We start from the raw sequence: 23751 nt of genomic DNA, 5'->3' as shown, positions 1-23751 counted from the left end.
CGTCAGCGGGTGTGGTGGGTGGCCGGGGGGCGGACGAAGGCGGGGTTGCCGGTCACCGTGCGGGCGTGGGCCAGGAGCCGTGTCTCGATCTCGGCCGCCGTCGCGGTGCCGATCAGCAGGTCCATGGCGTAGCCGTCCTCCAGGGCGACGAAGGACCTGCCCAGCGCGCGGGGGGCGGCGGTGAGCGCGAAGTGTCCGTCGTCCTCGCCGTGCGCGAGGACCTGGTGGTACAGGTCGGTCTGCTGGTCGACGAAGACCTGGTGTGCCCGGCCGACCGCCTCGTTGCGCAGGGCGACGGGGAAGAGTTCGAACAGCAGCCGGGTGCTCCGCTCACCGGCCCCCGGCCACGGCACTCCGCTGTGGATGCACGCCCGGAGCTGTTCCACCGGTCCCTCGGCCGCCGTGATCGCCTCTTTGCGGGTGTCGAAGTAGGTCGCGGCAGCGTGCTCGAAGACCGCTGAGAAGAGTTCCTGCAGGTCGGAGTAGTAGTAGAGCACGGAGGCCGGAGTGACCTGCGCTTCCGCGGCCACGTCCCGCAGCTTGAGGGCGGTCGCCCCCGTGCTGATGACGGCCCGTGCGGCCGCGTCGATCAGCTGGGCACGCCGTTCCGCCTGGTTCCTCGGTCGGGGCATGGTCCACATGCTCGCACACGCGGTCTCTTTTCCCGGAGCACACCCATTGACCCCCGGCGGATTCGTTAACTAAATTTCGTTTAATTAATCCGCTCACACACCTGGTGCTCCATGTCGCGTCCTCTTCCCCTTGTGATGGCCCAGGCCGCCCGGCGTCCCGCCGACGACCTGGACGGCTTCGCCGCCGATGTCGCCCGGCGCACGCGGGGCCTGCCCGCCCAGCCGCTGGTCGTCTATCCCGAGCTGCACCTGTGCGGCGCCCCGAGCGGCTCCCCGCTGGATCCCGCGGACCTGCCGGAGGCCACCGCCGAACCGCTGGACGGCCCCCGTGACACCGCGCTCGCGCGGATCGCCGCCGACCTCGGGGTGTGGCTGGCCCCGGGCAGCGTCTACGAACGCGGTGACGACGGGCGTATCCGCAACACCGCCGTGGTGTACTCCCCGCGCGGCGAGCGCGTCGCCACCTACCGCAAGGTCTTCCCCTGGCGGCCCTACGAGACCACGGTCCCCGGCGACGGGTTCACCGTCTTCGACATGCCCGGCGTCGGCCGTATCGGCCTGTCGATCTGCTACGACGCGTGGTTCCCCGAGACGACCCGCCACCTCGCGTGGATGGGGGCGGAACTGGTGCTCAACTTCGTCGAGACCGGCACCAGCGACCGGGCCCAGGAGATCGTCCTGGCCCGGGCCAACTCCATCGTCAACCAGGTCTTCACCGCCAGTGTGAACTGCGCGGCCCCCGTGGGCACCGGGCGCAGCCTGCTGGTCGACCCCTCCGGCACCGTCCGCTCGCAGGCTCCGGACGACGGCGACACGTCCCTCACCGATGTCGTCGACCTCGACGAGGTGAGTAACATCCGGCAGTTCGGCACCGCGGCCCTGAACCGTCCCTGGCAGCAGTTCCGGCCCGACGACAGCCCGCTCGCCCTGCCCCTCTACCAGGGCCGTATCGACCCCGCCGCCTGGAGCGGCCGTACCCGCCCCGGCTCCGCCCCCGCCCCCGGAGAGAGCACACCATGACCGGTCAGCCCACCCGGATGAGAGGCGACCTCGGTCTCCTGTCCATCGTCCTGTTCGGCCTCGCCTACATGGCCCCGGCCGTCGTCACCTCCACCTTCGGCGTCATCGCCGCGACCAGCCACGGTGCCGCCCCCGCCGCGTACCTCGTCGCGACCGGTGCGATGCTGCTGACCGGCCTCAGCTACGCCAGGATGGCCCGGATCATCCCGTCCTCGGGGTCCGTCTACACCTACGCGCGGCGCATGCTCGACTCGCGGTCCGGCTTCCTGGCCGGCTGGGCCATGCTCCTGGACTACCTGTTCCTGCCCATGGTGGCCTTCCTGGTGCAGTCGATCTACCTGCACGCGCAGTACCCCTCGGTACCGCAGTGGCTCTGGCTGGTGATCAACATCGTGGCGGCCACCGCCGTCAACGTCATCGGCCTCAAGGTCGCCGACAAGGTCAACAAGACGCTGCTGATCGCCGTCACCGGCTGCCTGCTGGTCCTGGCCGTGCTCTGCGTCCGCCACGGCTTCGGCCACGGCGGGGCCGCGGCGGCCGGACACGCCCTCTGGAACAGTTCCACCAGCATGTCCGCGATCACCGCGGCCGCGGCCGTCGCCGCCTACGCCTTCCTCGGCTTCGACGCCGTCAGCACCCTCAGCGAGGAGGCGCGGGACCCCCGGCGGACCATCCCGCGCGGCATCGTCCTCACCGTACTGGCAGGAGGCGTGATCTTCGTGGCGCTCTCCTTCGTGATGCAGTGGGCCCACCCCGGCGGCACCTTCGCCGACGAGTCCTCGGCCGGCTACGCCGTCTTCACGCTCGTCGGCGGCCAGGGCTTCGCCGACGTCGCGAACACCGTCACCATGCTCGGCGGCTTCGCCTCCTGCGTGGCCATCCAGGCCAGTACCAGCCGCCTGATGTTCGTCATGGGCCGTGACAACGTCCTTCCCCGCCCCGTCTTCGGACGCCTGCACGCCAAGCTGCTCACCCCGGTGCCGAACGTCCTCATCGTGGCCGCGGTCGCGCTGCTCGCGATGAACCTGTCCCTGGCCGACGCCACCTCGTTCATCAACTTCGGCGCGTTCCTCGGCTTCACCCTGGTCAACATCTGCGTCATCGCCCACGCCGTACGGCAATGGCGCTCCGGGAACCGCCCCTCACCGTTCGGTTTCGTGCTCCTCCCGCTGGCCGGCGCGGCCGTCGACGTCTACCTGATCACCCAGCTCGGCTCCACCGCGACCGAACTGGGACTGCTCTGGCTCGCCGTCGGTGTCGTCTACCTCGCCGTCATCACCAAGGGCTTCCGCCGCCCCACACCCGAACTCCGGCTCGACTCCGAGGACTCCGCCACGGCCTCGCCCTGACAGGACGTCCCCGCGCGGCGTCCGTGGCCGCGCGGGGCGTACGGAGCCCTCTCCGCCTGTCCGCCTGCCTCAGGGTTTCCTCATCCGTGCAGGTGCCGGTCGATTCTTTCCCGTACCTGGTGCCACAGTCGCGTGTGACGATCGGGGTTCATTCCCTCGGCGATGAACACGGCGTCGGTGAAGCTGTCCGCGTCGGCGGGCGGTGCCTCCCGCAGACGCTGCTGCTCGTGGGGCGGAAGGCAGAAGCCGAGGTCGACACAGAGTTCGTGGAGGAGTTCCTGTATCCCGTCCTTCGGGTCGCGTGGCGTCATGGAACGGCATGGTGGCACGCCCGGACACGGGGTGCCACGGAATTTGAGGCGACGCCCCGTGTCCCGGGGGTGCCGGGTGACAATGATCGTCGTGACGTCCCTCCACACCAACCCGCTCTTCGCCCGGCTCGCCGATTCCGAACGGATCCTCGTCGCGGGCGCGGGCGGCGGTTTCGACATCTACTCCGGCCTGCCGGTGGCCCTCTCCCTCCTGCACCAAGGGAAGGAAGTGCACCTCGCGAACCTCTCCTTCAGCGCACTCGCCGGCCTTCCGGCCGACGACTGGGCCGCCGACGACCTCGCCGTCATCACTCCCGACTCCGCCCCGCACCAGAGCTACTTCCCGGAGCGGACCCTCGCCCAGTGGCTGCGCCGGCACGGCTACCCGCCCACCGTGTACGCCTTCCCGCAGACCGGCGTACGCCCGCTGCGCGCCGCTTACCGGGCACTGACCGAACTGCACGGCATCGACGCCGTGGTGCTGGTCGACGGCGGCACCGACATCCTGTTGCGCGGTGACGAGGCCGGTCTCGGCACACCGGAGGAGGACCTGGCCAGCGTGGCGGCGCTTGCCGCGCTGGACGGCATACCGGACCGGATCGTGGTGTCCGTCGGGTTCGGCGTGGACGCCTACCACGGCGTGAACCACGTACAGGTCCTGGAGAACATCGCCGCCCTGGAGCGCGACGGCGCGTACCTCGGCGCGTTCTCGATACCCCGCGCCACCCGCGAAGGCGCCCTGTACCTGGACGCGGTGGCGCACGCCCAGCACCACACCCCCGATCACCCCAGCATCGTGAACGGCTCGATCGCGGCAGCCGTGCGCGGCTCGTTCGGCGACGTCCGGTTCACCGACCGCACGCGGGGCAGCGAGTTGTTCGTGAACCCGCTGATGTCCCTGTGCTTCGCCTTCGACCTGCCGGGCCTGGCTGCCCGGTGCCTCTATCTGGACCGCATCGAGGACACCTACCTGATGCGCCAGGTCCACTCCCGGATCGCGGAGTTCCGCGAATCCACGGTGACCCGCCCGCCCCGCACCTTCCCCCACTAGCGACCGGACCGGCCGCGGCCGGCCCGGGAACGCCCCGGAACCGCCGGCCGGCGCCGGGACGCGGGTGCGCGTCCGCGGCGTGGTCAGCCGACGGTCTGGGTGCCGATGACGGAGAGCAGGCGCAGCTTGTCGTGGCTCTCGGAGCCGGGGGCGGCGGTGTAGACGAGGAGGTGGTGCGACTGGTCGGGGTCGAGGAGGGACTGGCAGTTCAGCTCCAGGAGCCCGACCTCGGGGTGGAGGAAGCGTTTGACCTGGCCGGGGCGGACACCCACCTCGTGCGTGTCCCACAGTCTCCGGAACTCCTCGCTGCGTCCCAGGAGGAGCTCGGCGTAGCGGGCCGCGCGGGAGCCCGGGCCTCTCAGTGTGGCGATCCGGCGCAGTCCGGACGTGAACATGCGGGAGAGCAGGGCGTGGTCCTGCGGTGCGTACAGCGCGCGGGTGGCCGGGAGGGTGAACCAGCGGTAGCCGATGCTGCGTTCCGGTCCGGTGAAGCGGGTGGTGTCGCCGGTCAGGGCCACACCGAGCGGGGTCTGGCGCAAGGTCTCCCCGAGTTCGGTGACGATCTCGGCGGGGGTGTCGGCCAGACGGTCGAGGATGCGCAGCAGGCCGGGGCCGATGTGCTCGCCGGCCGCGCCGCGGACGGGTGGGTTGTGTCCGCCCAGACGGAACAGATGGTCACGCTCGTCGAGGGAAAGGCGCAGGCCCTGCGCGATCGAGGCGATCATCTGTTCCGAGGGCTGCGGTCCGCGTTCCCGTTCCAGCCGCGCGTAGTAGTCGGTCGACATGTGGCACAGCGCCGCGGCCTCCTCGCGGCGCAGGCCGCTGGTCCTGCGGCGCTGTCCCCGCGGGAGTCCGACGTCCTCGGGCTGCAGCAGTTCCCGCCGACGCCGGAGGAAGGCGGCCAGCCCGGCCCGATCGATCTCCATGGGTCCTCTCCTTCGTGCCGTTCCCCTTTCTATCGCCGCCACGGCGGCGCAGCCACGGATCGTCGATCCCCCTCTCCGCCGCCCAAGGCGGCCACAGCCTGCCTGTCACCAGGCGCCGGCCCGCAAAAACCGCGGAAGGCCGCCGTATCCCCGGCCTCGCGATCAGGGGATCGGCAGGCCCTGCACCGCGCCGGCGGATTCGGTCACGGTGGAAGCACCGACACCACGAGGGAGCGAACCCATGCCACGCACCGACACCGACACCGACATCACCGTCCCCGATCTGTCCGGCAAGCGCGCGGTCGTCACCGGAGCGAGCGACGGTATCGGACTCGGTATCGCCACCCGGCTCGCGGCCGCCGGCGCGGAGGTGCTCCTGCCGGTCCGCAACCCGCGCAAGGGCGAGGCGGCGCTCGCCGCGATCCGTGCGCAGGTCCCCGACGCGGACGTGTCACCGCGCACCCTGGACCTGTCCGCGCTCACCTCCGTGGCCGCGCTGGGCAGGACCCTGCTGGCGGAGGACCGCCCGATCCACCTGCTCGTCAACAACGCCGGCGTCATGACACCGCCCGAGCGCCGGACGACAACGGACGGATTCGAGCTGCAGTTCGGCACCAACCACCTCGGCCACTTCGCCCTCGTCGCCCACCTGCTGCCCCTGCTGCGGGCCGGCCGGGCGCGCGTGACCTCGCAGATCAGCCTCGCGGCGAACCGGAACGCCATCAACTGGGACGACCTCAACTGGGAACGCTCCTACAGCGGCATGCGCGCCTACAGCCAGTCGAAGATCGCCCTCGGGCTCTTCGCCCTGGAACTCGACCGCCGCAGCGCGGCCGGTGACTGGGGCGTCACCAGCAACCTGTCCCACCCGGGCGTCGCCCCCACGAACCTGCTCGCCGCCCGCCCCGAGATGGGCCGCGGGAAGGACACCCTGGGCGTACGCGTCATCCGCGCCCTGTCCGCCCGGGGCGTCCTCCTCGGCACGATCCGCACCGCACCCCTGCCCGCCCTGTACGCGGCCACGTCGCCGCACGCCGAACGCGGAGCGTTCTACGGCCCCGGCGGCCCGGGCCACCTGGGCGGCCCGCCCGCGCGGCAGAAGCTCTACAGCCGTCTGCGCGGCACGGACGACGCCCGTCGGATCTGGGAACGGTCCGAGGAACTGGCCGGGGTGCGCTGCGCGTGACGGCGAACGGCCGGTTCACGGCGGAGCCCGCGCCGACGGCTGCCGACCCGGCCTGGCCCTCGTCAACGACGTTCCCGTCGTATCCCGGGCCGGCTCCCGGCCGTGTCGACGACGCGCCCTTCACCCATGCGGGCCGACCGGCGGCTCCAGCCGCGTTTTCGCTCCTCCCGTGCGATACCTGGCCCCGACGTGACGGCGCGTGGTCGGCGGGGAGTGTGCGGCACGGCCTACGGCCGACGTGAAGTTCCGCGCGGCTCGGAGGCCGCCGGACCCGCGGCGCGCCGGAGGGGTCATGGGAGGCCCGCGGCGTGCCCCGTGCTAGCGTTGGCTGTTTGCGGTGTCGCTGTGCCGGTGTCCCTGGCCGGTGACCGCGTCCCTGCCGGGCCTTCCTCGGTACGGTCCCTCGGAGGAAGGCTTTCTGTGAGCGAATCAGCACGTACCGACGCCTGGCGGCAGGACCGTGTGCCCGAGGCGCCAGGGGCCGCTCCGGCGCTGCCCGCGGTGACGTCCTTCGCGGGGCTGGGGCTGCCGGCCGAGGTTCTGCGGGTGCTCGACGAGCACGGTGTGACCGTGCCCTTCCCCATCCAGGCCGCCGCGCTGCCGAACGCGCTCGCGGGACGGGACGTCCTGGGCCGGGGCCGTACGGGATCCGGCAAGACGCTCGCCTTCGGCCTGGGGATGCTCGCCCGGACGGCAGGGCGGCGCGCGCGGCCGAAAGAGCCGCTGGCGCTCGTTCTGGTGCCCACCAGGGAGCTGGCGCAGCAGGTGGGTGAGGCGCTCACCCCGCACGCCGAGGCGCTGCGACTGCGGCTCGCGACCGTGGTGGGCGGAGTGTCCGTCGGACGGCAGACCGCCGTGCTGCGGGACGGCGCCGAGATCGTCGTCGCCACACCCGGCCGGCTGCACGACCTCGTCGAACGCGGGGGCTGCCGGCTGGGGCGCGTGCGCATCGTGGTCCTGGACGAGGCCGACCAGATGTGTGACATGGGGTTCCTGCCACAGGTCACCGGGATCCTGGACCAGGTGCGTCCCGACGGGCAGCGGATGCTGTTCTCCGCCACCCTCGACCGTGACGTCGACCAGCTGGTGCGGCGCTACCTGCGTGACCCCGCCGTCCACTCCGTGGACCCCTCGTCCGGCGCGCTCTCCGCGATCGAGCACCACGTCCTCGTCGTGCACGGCCCGGACCGGTACGCCGTGACCACGGAGATCGCCGCCCGGGACGGCCGTGTCCTGCTGTTCCTGGACACCAGGCACGGCGTCGACCAGCTCACGCGACATCTGCGGGCCAGTGGCGTGTCCGCCGCCGCCCTGCACAGCGGGAAGTCCCAGCCGCAGCGCACCCGGACCCTCGCCCAGTTCAGGAACGGGCAGGTCACCGCGCTGGTGGCGACGAACGTCGCCGCACGGGGACTGCACGTCGACGACCTCGACCTCGTGGTCAACGTCGACCCGGCCACCGACCCGAAGGACTATCTGCACCGCGCGGGCCGCACGGCGCGGGCCGGCCGCTCCGGCACCGTCGTGACGCTCGTCCTGCCGGGACAGCGCCGCGAGACGAGCCAGGTCATGGCGGACGCCGGCGTCGCTCCCGAGGTCACCAAGGTGCGGTCCGGCGAGGCGGAGCTGAGCCGGATCACCGGCGCCAGGGCCCCCTCCGGAGAGTCCCTCGACGGCGGCCCGGCCGTGGCGCGCCCCAAGAACCACAACGTCCCGTTCCGCGGCCTGGGCAGCGCCAAGGACGCGAAGGGCGGCTCCGGTGGCAGGCCGTCCCGCAAGAGCAGCGAGGCCCGCAAGCTCGCGGAGGCCCGCAAGGCGGCCCGGGTCCGGCGCGGCGGCTGACCCCGGCCGCCCGGACCGCCGGGTGGTGTCCTCGTCCACGAGCGACACCACCGCGAAGTCACCCGCCGGTTCCGGATACGTGAGCGCGGTGCCGGACGGTGAGGCACCCGCGTGCCTCGTGGCCGTCGCCAAGGAACGCGCGGAGCCTCCCGACCGGGTACTCGCGGTGGAGACCGTTCTGAGCGGGACGGCCGTCCGAGCCGGTCGGAGACCCGGGGACGACCGGAAAGCCGGCCGGCACGCCGATCGCGCATCCGGTTCGGTTCCCCGGCACCGCCACCGCGACGTCCGTCACGATCCGGCGCCGAACCCGAAGCCCTAGGCGACCCAGCAGTAGACCTCCTGGCCCTGGCGCCGGGCGTCGCCGGCGAGAGCGGCCAGATCTCCCAGGATCACTTCGGCGATCTCCGTGCCGATCACCTCGCCGTCCTCGGCGCGCCGCGCGGCCCACGCGACGGCGACCTCCCGCAACCGGGACCGCTCGGCGTCGGCGAGTGCGGCGGACAGCCGGGGCGAGACAGCGAGGACGACGCACCCGGCATCGTCCCGGCCGGCGACGACGCACGGCTCGCCGGCTTCGACGAGTTCCTCGAAACCGCCACCCACGAGAAGGCATTCCCACTCGACCACGGCCTCTTCGGCATCGAAGTTGCCGAAGGAGAGCGACTCGGCACGTCCCGGGCCGGTTCGCAGGGCCAGAGCGGCGGACGCGTCGTCCGGCGCCATGAAGAACTCGACGATGGTGCTCATTGCGGCATTATGCCCGACCACCGGCGACGCGGTGCGCGGCCCGCTCTGCCGGTTTCCGGCCGGGAGGATCCGCCGGCGCCCGACGCCGTCACGCGTGCGGTGTACGAGAGGTGCGGCGACTCCACGGCCGTGACCGGTCCGAAGCGGTTCACGGACCGCGTTCACTCCCTGGCCGCCGCGCCGGCAACGGACGGGGATGCGCCGCCGACTACGTGCTCGACCGGCTGAAGGGGGTCATTGGCGGCTGACCGTACGGGACACGCCCGCGACGATCGTCGTCGCCAGGATCCAGCCGGTGATGACCAGGGCGTACGACAGCCACTGGTACCAGCCGTCAGGGGCGAACGCCGGCTCCTGGCCGAAGCTGACGACCGGCAGGAGCAGGTCGAGGGTGTAGAAGACAGGGTTGAAGTCGGGGGCCTCGTCCGCCTTGACGGGGCGTGGGTGGTCCAGGCCGTACGCGATCGATCCCATGGTCATGAGGGACAGCAGCCAGACGGCCGCGCGCGACGGACGGAAGCCGTAGCCGACGGTGACGTCCTGGACGTACCCCCACAGCCGTCCGTACCAGGTGAGCGTGGTGCGTCGGCGGCGTTGCTTGGCGAGTTGGACGAGCCGGGCCGCGTCGTCGTCACCGACGTGGCGGTAGGCCGCTGTCAACTGCTCGTAACCGTACGGCTCGTACCGGTCGTCGTCCCGCTCCAGCATCGGAAGGCGGCGCTCGGCGGGCTCGTGCGGAGTGAGCACGGTGTACGTGAGGTTGCTGAGGTGCACCTGGTCCGGCAGCATTTCCGGCTCGAGGGTCAGGATCTCTATCTGGGAGCGCCGCAGATTCAGGGCCCCCTCGATGCGATCGCCCCCGCGCAGCCAGAGCTCACCGATGACACAACTGCTCGCCCGCAGGGCGGTGTCTCCCGGGTGCGACAGGCGGGCGTGGAGCAGGTCGAGACGGCCCGGTATGCGGGAACCTCGGAGCTCGATCCGGCCCCGCACGCGTACGCACCGCGCCCGTACATGGGCTCCCACCTCGAGGTTCTGCGCGTCCAGCGCGACGCCGTCGGACTTGTCGAACTCGGCGTCCTGAACGTTGATCCGTCCGGCGACGGAGGCGCCCGTGAGCCGGACCTGTCCGTGCGCGCGCATCTCCGGTGCCCACAGGTCACCTCCGATCACCGCCTGGTTGAGCTGCAGCGCCGGTTCGGAGTCGTCCGGTGCCGTGAACCGCGCCCGTTCCATGAACAGCGGCCCGGAGATCTGGGCTCCGCCGAGCCGCGCCGGCCCCAGCATCCGGCAGTCCGTCAGGTGCAGCACCCCCTCGACCCGCAAAGCCGCCGAGGTCAGGCCCGGCAGAACGGACTTGCACAGATTGAGCTGGCGCAGCTGGGCACCGTACAGCTCGGGAGCGCCGTCGAAGTGGCAGTGGCTCAACCGGACGGCGGCGGCGACGGTGGCGTACTTCAGGTCCAGGACGCCGGTGATCCGCGCCCCCGTGATCCTGAGCGCGGCGATCTCCCCTTCCTCCTGCGGAACCCTGAGCAGCAGCGTCCGGAGCACACTCGCCCGTACGGTCCGCTCGGTGCCCCAGGTGCCGCCGAGTGCCGGGTCCTCGTTCTCCGCGGCGCGGAAGTCCACGGACTCACCTCGTGGAAAGGCGCGCCATACCCGTGTCTCGGCCGGCGTCAGATCGTTGATCTCGCTCACGCCGGGACTTTGATGTGCCGCGTTCGAGTTGTCAACTGCCGTACCGGGCACGGTCTCCACTTCGGGCCCGTGAAGTAGCGCGAGCACTCCGGACGCTTTTCCCTCGGACAGGTGACGGGCGCCTGGAGGGCGATGTCCGCTCCAGGCGTCTGACTCGGTGTTCCTAGAAGAACCCGAGCTTCTTCGGCGAGTACGACACCAGCAGGTTCTTCGTCTGCTGGTGGTACACGCTCATTGTCGCCTCTGACCTGCGGCAGAGGGTGTAATCATCTGCTTCTGGGCTGATTTGGTCCGCACCTGGTCCGGATCTTGATGCGTGATCTGTGGTGTTGACGTGCGAGTCCTGCGGTACGACATGGCACAGGCTGTAGAGACCGTCCAGGGGCGCCTATGCCAGTTCAGTGCGGGCATGGAATTGCAGGTCAGAGCCTCTTGACTCGGGAGAGTCTGAACCGTTCCGGGTTCGGTAGGGACTCCGGAACGGTTCAGATTCGCTGGTGGCCGGTTGGCTCGACGAAGTGGGCCCGAAGGTTGGTGAGGGAGACGTCGGACTGCACGTCTACAACCCCTGTGACCTCCTGCAAACAATCACCCATGGGTGGCCAGACAGCCTGGAGAATCTCCTGCCCATGGTCATGGGTGAAGCCGTACCCCGCCACGGCCTACGCCACTCGGTACGTGGCGCCCTGTGTTGGAACGGCCGAGGCATGTCGTTGCCCGATGCGGTACGGCTTGTGTACCGCGATCCGCTGTTCCTGATGAGCAACATGTACGCAGGGGCCGTGTGGGAACGTGACCAAGAGCTCTTGGATCTCCTGGGGCTGCACTACGTGCTCCTGGAGAAGATCGGACCCGTTGGGTCCGAGGCGACAGTGGCCGAAGAGCACCGCATCTGGATACATCAAGATCAGGGTGCTCGCGTCTACTCCTCGGACACGGATTCTCGCGGGTACGCACAGGCGTACGCAACCATTGCGGCTGATGGCGAGATCGTCTCGATCGGGCAGTACCTCAACAGGCATTCCCACGAGGTGGAGCTGGTGGCTCGGGAGTACCGCGCCTTCACTCATGTCGTCTAAAGACGCCGTTTCTGATGGCGTGATCGTTCGTTGAGCAGTGCATGGCGGATCTGGTTGAGCGGTTGGTTCCGGGCGAGTTGTGGGTGTTGTTCCGACGGGTGGTCCCACCGACGGAGGTCATACGTCCGCAGGGTGGCGGGCGGCGTCGGGCTGGTGACCGCGAATGCCTGGCGGCGATCATCTTCGTGGCCGCCTCGGGCTGTACCTGGCGGCAGCTGCCGCCTGTGTTCGGGCCGGCCTGGCCCACCGTCTACCAGCGCTTCGCCCGGTGGAGCCAGGCCCGGGTGTGGACCAGGCTCCACCAGGTCGTCCTCGACGCACTCGGTGCGCGGCGCGAGCTGGACTGGTCGCGGTGCGCGATCGATTCGGTCAGCGTCCGGGCGGCAAAAGGTGCCTCTCGGGAGGGCACCCAGTTGATGCTGTAGGTCTTCCTGGATCCAGGCCCGCAGGATCGAGTGCACCATTCTCGCCTGCTCCGGGGCGCTCGGGGCCGGTCCTACTATGCGGCAGGGCTGCTGCCGATGATCCGCCGGCCCGGCGTAGCGCCGTGGCTTGCACGACCGCAGAGATCAGCCCGATGGCCATCGACGACGACCTCGCTCTGCTTGATCGACGGCCAGCGGTCAGCCATCGGCACCTCAACTTTGCTGCAACAAGAGCAACTCCCGTGGTAAGTCTCTGATGTTGTTCTCTTTCTCTGTTTGTCTCAGTCGCTGAAGCAATCGAAGCATCCGCCCTGACTGACCCGCTGACGTGAGGAGCCCGCACTGTGCCACCCACCCTCTACCGCGACACGGGTTATACCCTTCGGCACCTGATAGAGGACATCGAGGGTGGAAGGATCGGGCTTCCCGACATTCAGCGGCCGTTCGTCTGGTCCGCGACGAAGACCCGCGATCTCTTCGACTCGATGTACCGCGGCTACCCGATCGGCACCCTGATGTTCTGGGAGACCGGAGCCGAGGTGGGGACCCGGCAGATCGGAACGGGAACGGGCGACCGGGCGCCCCAACGGCTGGTCGTGGACGGGCAGCAGCGGCTCACCGCATTGTTCGCCGTACTCACCGGGCGTAAGGTCGTCAACAAGTCCTTCGACGAGGTCACACTGCGGATCGCCTTCCACCCGCAGGACCAGACGTTCGAGGTCACGGACGCGGCAATCGAGCGAGACACCGCCTACATCCCGGACATCACCAAGCTCTGGGCCCCGGGCGGCCACCGTGGCGCCGTCCGGGAGTTCTTCCACCGGCTCGAACAGGCCGCAGGCGAGCCCCTGCCGACCACGACGAGGGACGAGCTGGAAGAGCGGATTGACCGTGTCCGGGGCCTGCACGACTTCCGTTTCCAGGTGGTGGAGTTGGACGCCGCAGCCGACGAGGAGCAGGTCGCGGAGATCTTCGTCCGTATCAACTTCCAGGGAGTGAAGCTCAACCAGTCCGACTTCATCCTCACCTTGATGTCGGTGCACTGGGAGAAGGGCCGACGTCAACTGGAGGACTTCTGCCGGGCCGCGGTGGTCGCGGGACTTCCCGGACCGAACCCGCGCAACCCGTTCCTGGACCCCAGCCCGGACCAGCTCCTGCGCGTCGCTGTCGCCGTGGCCTTCCGGCGTGCCCGGCTCCAGCACGTCTACAACGTGCTGCGAGGCAAGGACTTTGAGACCGGAAAGGTCTCCGCCGAGCGGCGCCAGGAACAGTTCGAACGGCTGGCGCAGGCGCACACGCAGGTCCTCGATCTGACCAGCTGGCACGAGTTTTTCCAGTGCATCACCGCGGCCGGCTTCCGTAGCCGCAAGATGATCACCTCTGACACCGCCCTGCTGTATAGCTACGCGCTGTGGCTGATCGGACTGCACGACTTCGGGCTGTCGGCGGAAGAACTCCGTCCGGTCATCGCGCGCTGGTTCTTCATGGTGCACACTACCGGCCGTTACTCTAACTCCCCCGAGTCGCAGATGGAGTTTGATCTGGGTCGGATCGGCGGCCTGCCGCAGGGTGACGGCCAGGCGTTCGCCGCAGAACTCACCCGGATCATCTCCGCGCACTTCACCGGTGACTACTGGGACATCTCCCTGCCAAACAGACTCGACAGCTCATCGTCGTACTCCCCGGTGGTGTTCGCCTACCAGGCTGCGTTGAACATCCTGGACGCCGAGTTGCTGTGCGGCGACCAGCACATCCGCGACCTGATGGATCCGGCGGCCAGGCCCGCCCGGAAGGTTCCCCGGGACCGTCTGTTCAACTCCGAGACCCTCGCGGGTCTTGGTATCACCGACAAACGCCAGGTCAACGCCATCGCCAACATGGCATATGTGACGTGGCCGGCAAGCGAGAAGAGCAACACTGAAGCACCTCACGTCTACTGGCCCAGGATCACCGAGGCGATGGACCCGGAGGTGGTCAGGCGGCAGGCCCTGTGGCACGCGCTGCCGGTCGGCTGGGAGCAGCTCGACTATGCGGCCTTCCTGGAACGACGCCGCCAGCTGATCGCCCAAGTGGTACGGGAGGCGTTCGAGACGCTCAGCGCGGACCGACCCGCGTACGTGCCCACCGCGGCGGCCGATCTGATCGCCGCCGGTGAGTCCCAGAGCACCGAGTTCAAGGCGAGTGCCCGCTGGAACGTGCACACCGGGGAGTACGACAAGTCCCTGCAGAACAATCTCGTCAAGACGGTCTGTGGTTTCCTCAACGGGGAGGGCGGCAATCTGTTCGTCGGCGTCGGTGACGACGGGACCGTACTAGGAATCGAGAACGATCTGTCCACCCTGCCGAAGCAGGCTGACCTCGATGGCTACGAACTGTTCGTACGCCAAGTCCTCGATGACAACCTGTCGGCCCCGACCGCGACCACCGTGCGGATCAGTTTTCCCGAGGTGGCCGATCGTGTCGTCTGCCGGGTCAGCGTGGCTGCAGCCGGCAAGGCCGTGTTCGCCAGGCCCGCCAAAGGCGGCAGCGCGGCCACCGACTTCTGGGTCCGGGTCGGTAACGCCACCAAGCAGCTGCATGGTGAGGGTCTCCTGCGGTACCGGGAGGAGCACTGGGGGTGATCGAAGAGGACCTACCTTGAAACAACCCGCGAGCATGCCGCCGTGTGATCACGTCCGGCGCCCGACGTCGTCCGCACTTTTTCGTACACTTCGCACCGCCGCGGACGACGCAAGGTAGCACCTCAGCCGGTCCGTGGCTGGTCCGGAGCGGGCACCGATCCGCGGTGGACGAGTTCGAAAGGATGCTGAACGGTCACGGATGGTCGCTTCAGCCTATGGGTGCCGGAAAGGGTAAAGCCTACGCCAGGCGCCCAATTTGCGGCTTTAGAAGAACCCAAGTTTCTTCGGACTGTATGAAACAAGAACATTCTTCGTCTGCTGGTAGTGGTCCAGCATCATCTTGTGCGTCTCCCGGCCGATCCCGGACTGCTTGTAGCCGCCGAACGCCGCGTGCGCCGGGTAGGCGTGGTAGCAGTTCGTCCAGACGCGGCCCGCCTGGATCGCGCGCCCGGCGCGGTAGGCCGTGTTGATGTCGCGGGTCCACACGCCCGCGCCGAGGCCGTACGACGTGTCGTTGGCTATCTTGATCGCGTCGTCGAAGTCGTCGAACGAGGCCACCGAGACGACCGGGCCGAAGATCTCCTCCTGGAAGACGCGCATCCGGTTGTCGCCCTCGAAGATGGTCGGCCGCATGTAGTAGCCGCCCTTCAAATCACCGTCGTACTCGGCGCGTTCGCCACCCGTGAGGATCTTGGCGCCCTCCTGCCGGCCGATGTCGATGTAGGACAGGATCTTGGCCAGCTGCTCGCTGGAGGCCTGCGCGCCGATCATCGTGTCGGTGTCGAGCGGGTGTCCGGGCCTGATCAGCTCGGTGCGGGCGACGGCCGCGGCCAGGAAGTCGGGGTAGTTGCCGCGCTGGATCAGCCCCCGGGAGGGGCAGGTGCACACCTCGCCCTGGTTCAGCGCGAACATCGTGAACCCTTCGAGGGCCTTGTCGCGCAGCTCGTCGTCCTTCTCCCACACGTCGTCGAAGAAGATGTTCGGCGACTTGCCGCCCAGCTCCAGCGTGACCGGCTTCAGGTTCTCGGCCGCGTACTGCATGATCAGCCGCCCCGTGGACGTCTCGCCGGTGAAGGCCACCTTCGCCACCCGCGGGCTCGACGCGAGCGGCTTGCCGGCCTCCGGGCCGAAGCCGTTGACGATGTTCAGCACACCCGGCGGCAGCAGGTCGGAGACGAGGCTCAGCCAGTAGTGGATGGAGACCGGTGTCTGCTCGGCGGGCTTGAGGACGACCGCGTTGCCCGCGGCGAGGGCGGGCGCGAGCTTCCATGTCGCCATCAGAAGGGGGAAGTTCCACGGGATGATCTGGGCGACGACGCCCAGCGGCTCGTGGAAGTGGTAGGCGACCGTGTCGTCGTCGACCTCGCTGAGCGAGCCCTCCTGGGCGCGCACGGCCCCGGCGAAGTAGCGGAAGTGGTCGATGGCCAGCGGGATGTCGGCCGCCAGGGTCTCCCGTACGGGCTTGCCGTTCTCCCAGCTCTCCGCCACCGCGAGTGCTTCCAGGTTGGCCTCCATGCGGTCGGCGATCTTCAGCAGGATGTCGGACCGATCGGACGCCGGCCTGCGCCCCCAGCCGGGCGCGGCCGCGTGCGCCGCGTCGAGCGCCGCCTCGACGTCCTCCGCCGTGCCGCGCGCCACCTCGGTGAACGGCAGACCGTTCACCGGGCTCGGGTTCTCGAAGTACCGCCCCGCGACCGGGGGCACGTACGCGCCGCCGATGAAGTGGTCGTAGCGGGACTGGTAGGAGACGATCGCGCCCTCGCTCCCGGGCGCCGCGTAACGGGTCATGCGGAACTGGCCTCCTCCGGCAGCGCTGCCCGCCGTTGGGCAGCTCCGCGCCGGAGCGTAAGGACACGGACGTTGCGACCACGTTGCGGGCGGGCCGCGTCGCTACCGGTCCCCGGGGCGGGCCCAGCCGTCCGGGGCCCTCAGTTCCGATTCGAGCGCGGCCAGCCGGACCCGGTTCACGGCCGTCGGCCGGGCCGCGGCCAGCGCCCGCCACACCTCCACGTCCTCCTCGCCCCAGGGCGCGTGGACCCAGTCGGCCAGCAGGTCGGGATCCGAGCGGTCGATCAGCGCCGCGCGCAGACCGTCGGCGAGGAGGCGCCTGAGCCGTACGACGGCCGGGGCCCGTGAGGCCGGCAGCAACGGACCCGGATAAGCGGCCAGGGCGTCGGTGACCGCGCCGGCCGCCAGTCGGCGTTCGACGACGGCGACGTCCGACTCCAGGGGTACCGCGAGCCGGTAGGGCCGCGACGCGAGCAGTCCCGGCCCGAGCACCTGGCGCAGCCGGGCGAGCTCCGCGCGCAGCGTCACCGGCGTCACCGACTCGTCCTCGTACAGGGCGCACAGCAGTTCGTCACCGGTCAGGCCGTCGGGGCGCCCGGCCAGCAGGACGAGGATCTCGCTGTGCCGGCGGCCGAGCCGGATCCTGCGGCCCTCCGTCGTCAGCACCGCCCGGTCGCGGCCCAGTGCCGCCAGTCCGGGCCCGCCGGCAGTCCGGCCCCCGGGGGCGAGCAGCGCCAGCCGGGACTCCGCCGCGCGTGCCACGGCCTGTACGAACCCCAGGCTGTGCGGATGCGCGAGACCGTCCCCGCCGGTGATGTCCACGGCACCGAGCAGCCGCCCGGTGCGGGGGTCGTGGACCGGGGCCGCCGCGCACGTCCACGGCTGTACGCGCCGCGCGAAGTGCTCGGCCGCGAACACCTGGACCGGACGGCCCACGGCGACCGCCGTGCCCGGCGCGTTCGTCCCGACCGCGCTCTCCGACCACCGGGCGCCCGGCACGAAGTTCATCCGCCGCGCCCGCCGCAGCGTCGACGGGTGCCCCTCGACCCACAGCAGCCTGCCGTGCGCGTCGCACACCGCCAGCAGGTGCTGGCCGTCGGAGGCGAATGTGCCCAGCAACTCCCGGAACAGCGGCATCACACGCGCCAGCGGGTGCTCGGCCCGGCAGGCCCCGAGGTCGCTGCCCGTCAGTTCGATGTCGGCGGTGCCGTCCGGGTGCACCCCGGCGCGCGCCGAGCGCCGCCACGACTCGGCGACCACGCCGCGCACCGGGCGCGGCACCGTACCGGCCTCGGTGAAGGCATCGTGCGCCCGGTGCAGCACACGTACGCGCTCGGCAGGGTCGGCTCCTGGCTCCAGGGCCACCCAGGGATCGGTCACCATGGCCTCCCGCGGGGCGATGCGCTGGGGGACATCGTCGCCCGGCGCGCGCGGGGCGACAACCGTGTCGACGAGGGCGGTCCCCGCCGGCGTGCGAGTGGCGGTGCCCGGTGCCGCGAGGAACACTTGCCTGGCGGGCCGTCGCCGTTCGCCGGTCCGGGAACCGCCGGGTGAGACGTGGTCTCACGGCTGTATGTCACCAGGGAGACGCGTATGTCCTCGAAGAGGCGCCGCAAGAAGAAGTCGCGCCGCAACCACGCGGCGAACCACGGGAAGCGACCGCAGTCCTGAACGGGAGTACCGCCGGTGCGCCGCCGCCCACCGGATGAGACCGCCACGACGTCCGTCGAAGGACGTCGTGGCGTCATGCGGGCCGCGGCCGGTGCGAAGGCCATGCCTTACGGTCCGACACGGCCGTCGGGCCCCACATGACCCTGGTGCCGGTTTTCGCCGGAGGTCGTCCGGTGTGCCGGGATCCCCTGGACGGGGCCGGGCAGGGCGAGGGCGACGGTGAGGGCGTCCGTCACTTGATCAGGGCGTTCGCCACGATGATCACCAGGCCGATCAGCATGTCGGCGATCCCGGCCCGGAGCGAGGCCGCCCAGCCACGGCCCGCGCCGCGGGCCGTCCACGCGCCCCAGCCGGCGAGCAGCAGGGTGTTGAGCACCAGGGCGGTGTTCACCGCCCGGGTCTCCGTCCACCAGGAGGGCACCGCGGTCAGCAGCAGCGCGACGGTGGGGACAGCCGCCACGACGACGGGCCACTCGGCGAGCATGGCGCGCAGCCCGGCCCGGGCACCGCCGCCGTCCGCCGACAACCGGTGCGCGACGACATGGGCGTAGCCGTGGGCGGCCGCGGAGGCGAGGGCGGTGAGCAGGACCCACAGCGCGTCGGAGCCGGGGGCGTCCGCCTCGCCGGGAGAATCGAGCGCGGCCGCCAGCGCACTGGCCAGGACCAGCCCGTAGACGCCGCTGAACAGCGTCGTCTCCGACGGCCGCCGAGATGGCGCCGGCCGCGGGGTGGCCGGCCGGTGGAAACGGTGAGCACGGTGACGCATCGCCATCGCCTACGCCTTCGCCGGGGACACGGAATGCGGCGTGATCGTTCCACGAGGCCGTCCCCCGGAAACCGCCGGTGATCCCGCGTACGGAACCGAACCCATGTTCGTCAGGCTCGGCGGCTATGTGCTGGTGCCGGCCGAGGCCCGTACCTTCTTCGAGGAGCCCGCCGTACGACGCGCCATGGACCGCGTCACAGACGTCGTCCTGATCGGGTTCGGGGTCAAGGCCGCCACCTTCCGGCCCTGAGCGGAACACCGCAACAGCCGCTCATCCCACAGACCGCGCCCGCGTTCAGCGCGCTGTCACCCAGCCGGGTGTCCAGGTCCCGGCGGTGTCGTGACCCGCCGACGTGGCGGCGAGATGGGCGCGGAGCACGGCCAGCGCGGGGTGGGGGTTGTCGCGGTGCCACAGGAGCGAGTGCGGGTAGACGGGGGTCGGATCGGTGACCGGGATGCGGCGCAGGCCGTGGCCGGCGGGCCAGACGAGGCGGGTCCCCTCGCTCATGAAGGTGGCGAGAGCCGGGGTGTCGGCGACGGTGTCGAGGAGCGCGTCGGAGCCGAAGTTGGGGCCGGTGGCTTCGATGGTGAGGCCGAACTCGGCGACGAGGTCGTCGTAGTAGGCGGCCCATTCGGTCCCGGGGACGATGCCGGGCATCCAGATCCGGTGCCCGACGAGCTGCGCGACGGTCACCGACCGGGCGCCCGCCAGCGCGTGGGCGGGACCGGTGAGGAGCTGGAGCGGCTCGTCGAGCACCCGGACCGACTCGATGTCCTCGGGAAGGGGCCGGCCGGGCATGGCGACGGCACGGAAGGACGCGTCGATCGTTCCGGACCGGAGGGCGGCGACGGCCGTCTCGATGTCGAACAGCCACACCACGTCGAGGTCGATCTCGGGACGGGCCCGGTGGAAGGCGCGCATCAGGCCCGACGGCGCGCTGCGTGAGGCGATCACGTCGACGCGCAGCGGACGGTGGCCGGGGCGCACGGACGCCCGCGCGCGCTCGGCGACGCGCAGCAGTTCGCGTGCGTGGGGCAGGAACGCCTGCCCGTCGATGCTGAGCCGGGCGCCGCGGGTGGTGCGGATGAACAGCCGCACGCCGAGGTCGCGTTCCAGCGCGGCGATGCGCTTGGACACGGCCTGTTGGGTGACCGCCAGCTCGGCGGCGGCCTCCTGGAACCGCCCCGCGTCCGCGGCGGTGACGAAGGTCCGTACGGCGTCGAGGTCCATGCCGCCACCCTAGTGTCACAACCACTGGTTGTGACCCGCGATCCTCCGGTTGTTTGATCCCAGGCCACCGCCCTCGCTTGGATACTCCCGATCGCGGACCGGTTGTGCGGGTGAAGGGCGAGGGGGATCGGGCATGAGGAGCGGACACCGGCTGGAGCGGCGGTTCGGATGGTTCTGGGCGGCGTACGGGACCAGCGCGCTCGGCACATGGCTCGCCTTCGGCGCGTTCCCGCTGATCGCCGTCCAGGTGCTGCACGCCGGGCCGGCCGAGGTCGCCGCGCTGTCCTCCGCGGGGGCCGCGGTGGGTGCGGCCGTGGCCGTTCCGCTCGGCCCGTGGGTGGAGTTCCGCCGCAAGCGGCAGGTGCTGATCGCGACGGACCTGATGCGGTTCGCGGCGCTGCTGACGGTCCCCGCCGCGTTCGCGCTCGGCGCGCTCACCTTCCTTCAGCTCCTGCTGGTCTCGGTCGTCGTCGCGGCGGCCGACATCACCTTCCGCGCCGCCTCGGGCGCCTACCTGAAGAACCTGCTGCCGGCCGAGGACCTGCTCGTCGCCCACTCCCGCCTGGAGTCCACGGCCTGGTCGGTCACGATCCTCGGACCGCCGCTGGGCGGCGCGGCGATCGGGCTGCTCGGTCCGGTGACGACGGTGGTGGCCGACGCGGTCAGCCACCTGCTCTCGGCTCTGGGCATCCGCGCGACGGGCGGACACGAGCCGCGGCCCGAGCGCCGGAAGGCCGCACGTGTGTGCGCCGGGGACCTGCTCGACGGCTGGCGGTACATCCTCTCCGACACGGCCCTGCGTCCCCTGTTCTTCAACACCACCCTGTTCAACGGCCTGGTGATGGCCGCCCAGCCGCTGCTGGCCGTCCAGATGCTCGGACAGCTGGGGTTCGCACCGTGGCAGTACGGCCTCGCCTTCGCCGCGCCCTCGATCGGCGGGCTGCTCGGATCGCGGCTGGCCCGGCCGCTCGTCACCCGCTTCGGGCAGCACCAGGTCCTGGTCGCGGCCGGGTCGCTGCGTGCCGTCTGGCCCATCGGCCTGGCCTTCCTGGGACCGGGCACCGGCGGACTGCTGCTGGTGATCGGCGTTGAGTTCGGGCTCATCCTCTGCTGCGGGGTCTTCAACCCCGTCCACGCCACCTACCGCCTCCAGCGCGTCGCGACCGGCCGGGTCACCCGCACACTGACCGCCTGGGCGGTGACGACCAAGGCCACGACCGCACTCCTGACGGCCCTGTGGGGCGTGCTGGGCAGCCTGCTCGGTCCGCGCACGGCCATCGGACTGGCCGGCGTGTTCCTGCTGGCGACCCCGCTGCTGCTGCGCCGACGTGAGGAAGCCCTTCCCTCCGGGCCGAAGCCGGTACGGAACCGGGCCTGACGGTCCGCCATGACCCTTCCGTGGTCGGGGCGCGCCGCCCGTCCGAGAAGTGGCCTGTCCCGGCGTGACCGCGACAGCGTCCGCCACGACCGGCGATGGTCCCGAAGCGGCGCGACCGGTACCGGAGGGCTGCCGGCCCCCGTGCTTCCGGCGATGCCGAGCGGTCCCACCCTCATGCGTCACCAGGCCGGGCACGTCCTCGGCCCGGACCACACCTCCGGGCCCGGCCACAACGGCACCGACCACCTGCCGGCCTGCGCACCCCCGCAGACGCCCACGGAAACAGACGCGTCCGCGGGCAACCTTCGAGGCACCTCGTGCATCGAACACGCATGAAGTCCACACGCACAGTGTTCGGGACAGCGCTGACCGCCGTGACGCTCGCCCTGGCACCCGGTGCGGCCGCTGTCGCCGCCGATCCGTCCCCTCTGCCGACGCAGGCGTACGCGTCGATCAGTGCCGACAAGCAGATCAACGTGGGACCGGCGGCACAGCCGGTCCACGTGAGCTGGGGGTTCTGGGACGGCGGGGCGCAGGTTCCCGTCCCCACCGACGAGACGCTCGTCATCGACGCGCGTGATCTGGCGGGCATCGCGAGCGTCTCGGCCGACGACCCGAGGTGCGAGGCCGACGGGCAGGTTCTCACCTGCGTCGACAAGGAATCCACGCGAAACCGCTCGGTCGACTTCACCCTGCGCGTGGCCACGGGCGCGACACTCGGCGACACCGGCACGATCACGTACACCGTCACCGCCAAGCACGGGACCGGTGCCACCGCGACGGCGAAGGTGGTCGTCGGCGTCCCGAACCTGGTGGTCGGCAAGGTGCCGGACACGACGCACGCCGCCATCGGATCCCGGATCGACGTCCCGCTCCGGCTCCGCAACACCGGTGATCTGGCCACGGACCGGCGCATCCGGCTGCGCTGGGCATCGGAGGGCGGTCTGCTCTTCGACCACAAGTTCTCCAACTGCACCTACGACGAGGAGTTCGATCCCGAACCGGCCGGCCGGACGACCGTCACCTGCGTCGTCACCGCCCCCGTGGCCGCGGGGGCCACCATGGAGCTGAGCAGCCCCCTCACCGCCGAGGTCGGCGAGCGGGTCCTGACCGACGTGGTCGACTACTCGGCCGGCCTGCTGGAGCCGGGCCAGGACCCCACCGCCGGCAGCGGCAGGCTCCAGGGCACCGGACCCGCACTCCGCCTGGTGCCGGCGTCCGGGGCGGAAGGCGCGTTCGAGAAGGGCCCCGAGGGCCGGTTCACCGTCGCGGCCGACAACTTCGCGGATTTCGGGGCCACCGTCGAGGTCGACCAGGACCTGTTGTCCCTGGACATCAAGGCCGTGAACCACGGACCGGCCTCCGTGTACGTGGTCGACCAGAAGCCCGTCGTCATGGTCGACATCGCCCTGCCCAAGGGCGTGGTCGGGTCCCGCAACATCTACGAGGAGGGAGAGGACAGGCCTTACGGCGCATGCCTGCTCCGGGTCGGCGACACCGAGACGGCACCGTTCGAGGCCGGTCACCGGCGTTATGTATGTCCCGTGCCGTTCGCCCTCACCCCCGGAAAGAGTCAACTGTTCATCCTGCGGGTGAAACTGACCGAGGACTACGACGGCGCCAAGGGCACGGCGACCGTACGCCCCGGCCCGGCCGGCGTCCCCCTGCACGACCCGGACGCCTCCAACGACAGTGTCAGCTTCGCCTTCGACGCGCGGACCGCTCCGACCACGACGGCACCGTCCGACGGCATGCTCCCCGCCACGGGCACGACCCACATGGCACTCGTCGCCACGGCAGGCGCCGGAGCCCTGTTGCTGGGCACCGTCGTCCTCGTCGGCCGGCGGCGCCGGCGCTCCCCCTGACACCGCCGAGGGACCGGTACGGGAAGCGGTGCACGGTCGCCGGACGCCCACACCGAGGGGGCCGTTTATTCGTTTGGCGACCGCGCACGGGTGTGATGGGATCGGGTGCGACGGGGGCGGCTCCCTGACGTGCATCCTTCTCACTCTCTCGAAAAGACC

At 70.7% G+C, this 23751-nt stretch carries 18 protein-coding genes and 2 pseudogenes; 11 read left to right on the top strand and 9 right to left on the bottom strand.

The annotated features are described in order from the left end of the window. Positions 1 to 2: 2 nt before the first annotated feature. Positions 3 to 632 carry a TetR/AcrR family transcriptional regulator gene (locus IH50_RS0121905; RefSeq protein ID WP_030864851.1) on the bottom strand — a complete coding sequence of 210 codons (630 nt, stop codon included), beginning with the start codon at positions 630 to 632 and terminating at the stop codon, positions 3 to 5. Between the two features lie 111 nt (positions 633 to 743). On the opposite strand from IH50_RS0121905, the gene IH50_RS0121900 reads away from it, so the two are divergent. Both IH50_RS0121900 and IH50_RS0121895 read left to right on the top strand, forming a co-directional pair. Next, positions 744 to 1652: a carbon-nitrogen hydrolase family protein gene (locus tag IH50_RS0121900; protein WP_030864849.1), complete on the top strand. Its 909-nt coding sequence runs from the start codon at positions 744 to 746 to the stop codon at positions 1650 to 1652. Beyond that, on the top strand, positions 1649 to 3001 hold the full coding sequence (locus tag IH50_RS0121895; RefSeq protein ID WP_030864847.1) for an APC family permease: 1353 nt from the start codon (positions 1649 to 1651) through the stop codon (positions 2999 to 3001). Before IH50_RS0121900 ends, IH50_RS0121895 begins: the two co-directional genes overlap by 4 nt. 80 nt (positions 3002 to 3081) lie before the next feature. Here the strand turns inward: IH50_RS0121895 and IH50_RS0121890 are convergent, their stop codons facing one another. Further along, on the bottom strand, positions 3082 to 3312 hold the full coding sequence (locus IH50_RS0121890) for a hypothetical protein (RefSeq protein WP_030864844.1): 231 nt from the start codon (positions 3310 to 3312) through the stop codon (positions 3082 to 3084). 82 nt (positions 3313 to 3394) lie between these two features. On the opposite strand from IH50_RS0121890, the gene IH50_RS0121885 reads away from it, so the two are divergent. Next, complete coding sequence (locus IH50_RS0121885) at positions 3395 to 4363, top strand: DUF1152 domain-containing protein (RefSeq protein ID WP_030864841.1); 969 nt, start codon at positions 3395 to 3397, stop codon at positions 4361 to 4363. Between the two features lie 83 nt (positions 4364 to 4446). Here IH50_RS0121885 and IH50_RS0121880 read toward each other — a convergent pair whose 3' ends face one another. Continuing rightward, the gene (locus tag IH50_RS0121880; RefSeq protein WP_030864838.1) at positions 4447 to 5289 is read right to left on the bottom strand and encodes a helix-turn-helix transcriptional regulator; all 843 of its coding nucleotides are present in this window, start codon (positions 5287 to 5289) and stop codon (positions 4447 to 4449) included. A gap of 241 nt (positions 5290 to 5530) precedes the next feature. Between IH50_RS0121880 and IH50_RS0121875 the strand changes: the two genes are divergently transcribed. Beyond that, the gene (locus tag IH50_RS0121875; protein WP_030864835.1) at positions 5531 to 6475 is read left to right on the top strand and encodes an SDR family oxidoreductase; all 945 of its coding nucleotides are present in this window, start codon (positions 5531 to 5533) and stop codon (positions 6473 to 6475) included. A 420-nt stretch (positions 6476 to 6895) separates the two neighbouring features. Then, on the top strand, positions 6896 to 8317 hold the full coding sequence (locus IH50_RS0121870) for a DEAD/DEAH box helicase (protein ID WP_030864832.1): 1422 nt from the start codon (positions 6896 to 6898) through the stop codon (positions 8315 to 8317). Positions 8318 to 8635: 318 nt separating this feature from the next. On the opposite strand, the gene IH50_RS0121860 is transcribed toward IH50_RS0121870, so the two are convergent. Next, complete coding sequence (locus IH50_RS0121860; protein ID WP_030864824.1) at positions 8636 to 9067, bottom strand: hypothetical protein; 432 nt, start codon at positions 9065 to 9067, stop codon at positions 8636 to 8638. Between the two features lie 234 nt (positions 9068 to 9301). Next, a complete protein-coding gene (locus IH50_RS0121855) occupies positions 9302 to 10768 on the bottom strand; it encodes a hypothetical protein (RefSeq protein WP_030864821.1) in 1467 nt (488 codons plus the stop codon). A 497-nt stretch (positions 10769 to 11265) separates the two neighbouring features. On the opposite strand from IH50_RS0121855, the gene IH50_RS41715 reads away from it, so the two are divergent. The 3 genes and pseudogenes from IH50_RS41715 (at position 11266) to IH50_RS0121835 (ending at position 14893) form a co-directional block, all read left to right on the top strand. After that, complete coding sequence (locus IH50_RS41715; protein ID WP_158801285.1) at positions 11266 to 11847, top strand: hypothetical protein; 582 nt, start codon at positions 11266 to 11268, stop codon at positions 11845 to 11847. A 41-nt stretch (positions 11848 to 11888) separates the two neighbouring features. Beyond that, a pseudogene (locus tag IH50_RS0121840) lies at positions 11889 to 12289 on the top strand (transposase); the annotation flags it as partial. Positions 12290 to 12616: 327 nt separating this feature from the next. After that, positions 12617 to 14893: a GmrSD restriction endonuclease domain-containing protein gene (locus tag IH50_RS0121835; RefSeq protein ID WP_030864814.1), complete on the top strand. Its 2277-nt coding sequence runs from the start codon at positions 12617 to 12619 to the stop codon at positions 14891 to 14893. Positions 14894 to 15157: 264 nt separating this feature from the next. Here IH50_RS0121835 and IH50_RS0121830 read toward each other — a convergent pair whose 3' ends face one another. The 3 genes from IH50_RS0121830 to IH50_RS0121815 form a co-directional block, all read right to left on the bottom strand. Beyond that, positions 15158 to 16681, bottom strand: coding sequence for an aldehyde dehydrogenase family protein (locus IH50_RS0121830; RefSeq protein WP_030864812.1), 1524 nt, complete (start codon positions 16679 to 16681; stop codon positions 15158 to 15160). A gap of 102 nt (positions 16682 to 16783) precedes the next feature. Continuing rightward, complete coding sequence (locus tag IH50_RS0121825; protein ID WP_037872692.1) at positions 16784 to 18061, bottom strand: GAF domain-containing protein; 1278 nt, start codon at positions 18059 to 18061, stop codon at positions 16784 to 16786. Positions 18062 to 18584: 523 nt separating this feature from the next. Further along, complete coding sequence (locus IH50_RS0121815) at positions 18585 to 19118, bottom strand: hypothetical protein (protein WP_030864805.1); 534 nt, start codon at positions 19116 to 19118, stop codon at positions 18585 to 18587. 115 nt (positions 19119 to 19233) lie between these two features. On the opposite strand from IH50_RS0121815, the pseudogene IH50_RS40005 reads away from it, so the two are divergent. After that, positions 19234 to 19368, top strand: a pseudogene (locus IH50_RS40005) (LysE family translocator); the annotation flags it as partial. 45 nt (positions 19369 to 19413) lie between these two features. Here IH50_RS40005 and IH50_RS0121805 read toward each other — a convergent pair. Further along, the gene (locus IH50_RS0121805) at positions 19414 to 20349 is read right to left on the bottom strand and encodes a LysR family transcriptional regulator (protein ID WP_030864802.1); all 936 of its coding nucleotides are present in this window, start codon (positions 20347 to 20349) and stop codon (positions 19414 to 19416) included. Positions 20350 to 20482: 133 nt separating this feature from the next. Here IH50_RS0121805 and IH50_RS0121800 point away from each other — a divergent pair, with 133 nt between their 5' ends. Next, complete coding sequence (locus IH50_RS0121800) at positions 20483 to 21727, top strand: MFS transporter (protein ID WP_030864800.1); 1245 nt, start codon at positions 20483 to 20485, stop codon at positions 21725 to 21727. A gap of 332 nt (positions 21728 to 22059) precedes the next feature. After that, a complete protein-coding gene (locus tag IH50_RS0121795) occupies positions 22060 to 23592 on the top strand; it encodes an LPXTG cell wall anchor domain-containing protein (RefSeq protein WP_030864796.1) in 1533 nt (510 codons plus the stop codon). Positions 23593 to 23751 lie beyond the last annotated feature (159 nt).

The sequence above is a fragment of the Streptomyces sp. NRRL S-37 genome, from assembly GCF_000721605.1.
GTDB lineage: Bacteria > Actinomycetota > Actinomycetes > Streptomycetales > Streptomycetaceae > Streptomyces.
Note: the sequence above shows the minus strand (reverse complement) of the source record. Positions and strands in the feature narration are given on the sequence as shown.

Excerpts from the sequence above, each read along its gene's own strand:
- IH50_RS0121890 (WP_030864844.1), bottom strand. The coding sequence starts at position 3,312 with ATGACGCCACGCGACCCGAAGGACGGGATACAGGAACTCCTCCACGAA.
- IH50_RS0121875 (WP_030864835.1), top strand. The coding sequence starts at position 5,531 with ATGCCACGCACCGACACCGACACCGACATCACCGTCCCCGATCTGTCC.
- IH50_RS0121880 (WP_030864838.1), bottom strand. The coding sequence starts at position 5,289 with ATGGAGATCGATCGGGCCGGGCTGGCCGCCTTCCTCCGGCGTCGGCGG.
- IH50_RS0121800 (WP_030864800.1), top strand. The coding sequence starts at position 20,483 with ATGAGGAGCGGACACCGGCTGGAGCGGCGGTTCGGATGGTTCTGGGCG.
- IH50_RS0121830 (WP_030864812.1), bottom strand. The coding sequence starts at position 16,681 with ATGACCCGTTACGCGGCGCCCGGGAGCGAGGGCGCGATCGTCTCCTAC.
- IH50_RS0121900 (WP_030864849.1), top strand. The coding sequence starts at position 744 with ATGTCGCGTCCTCTTCCCCTTGTGATGGCCCAGGCCGCCCGGCGTCCC.
- IH50_RS0121805 (WP_030864802.1), bottom strand. The coding sequence starts at position 20,349 with ATGGACCTCGACGCCGTACGGACCTTCGTCACCGCCGCGGACGCGGGG.
- IH50_RS0121905 (WP_030864851.1), bottom strand. The coding sequence starts at position 632 with ATGCCCCGACCGAGGAACCAGGCGGAACGGCGTGCCCAGCTGATCGAC.
- IH50_RS0121885 (WP_030864841.1), top strand. The coding sequence starts at position 3,395 with ATGATCGTCGTGACGTCCCTCCACACCAACCCGCTCTTCGCCCGGCTC.
- IH50_RS0121795 (WP_030864796.1), top strand. The coding sequence starts at position 22,060 with ATGAAGTCCACACGCACAGTGTTCGGGACAGCGCTGACCGCCGTGACG.
- IH50_RS0121815 (WP_030864805.1), bottom strand. The coding sequence starts at position 19,118 with ATGCGTCACCGTGCTCACCGTTTCCACCGGCCGGCCACCCCGCGGCCG.
- IH50_RS0121860 (WP_030864824.1), bottom strand. The coding sequence starts at position 9,067 with ATGAGCACCATCGTCGAGTTCTTCATGGCGCCGGACGACGCGTCCGCC.
- IH50_RS0121895 (WP_030864847.1), top strand. The coding sequence starts at position 1,649 with ATGACCGGTCAGCCCACCCGGATGAGAGGCGACCTCGGTCTCCTGTCC.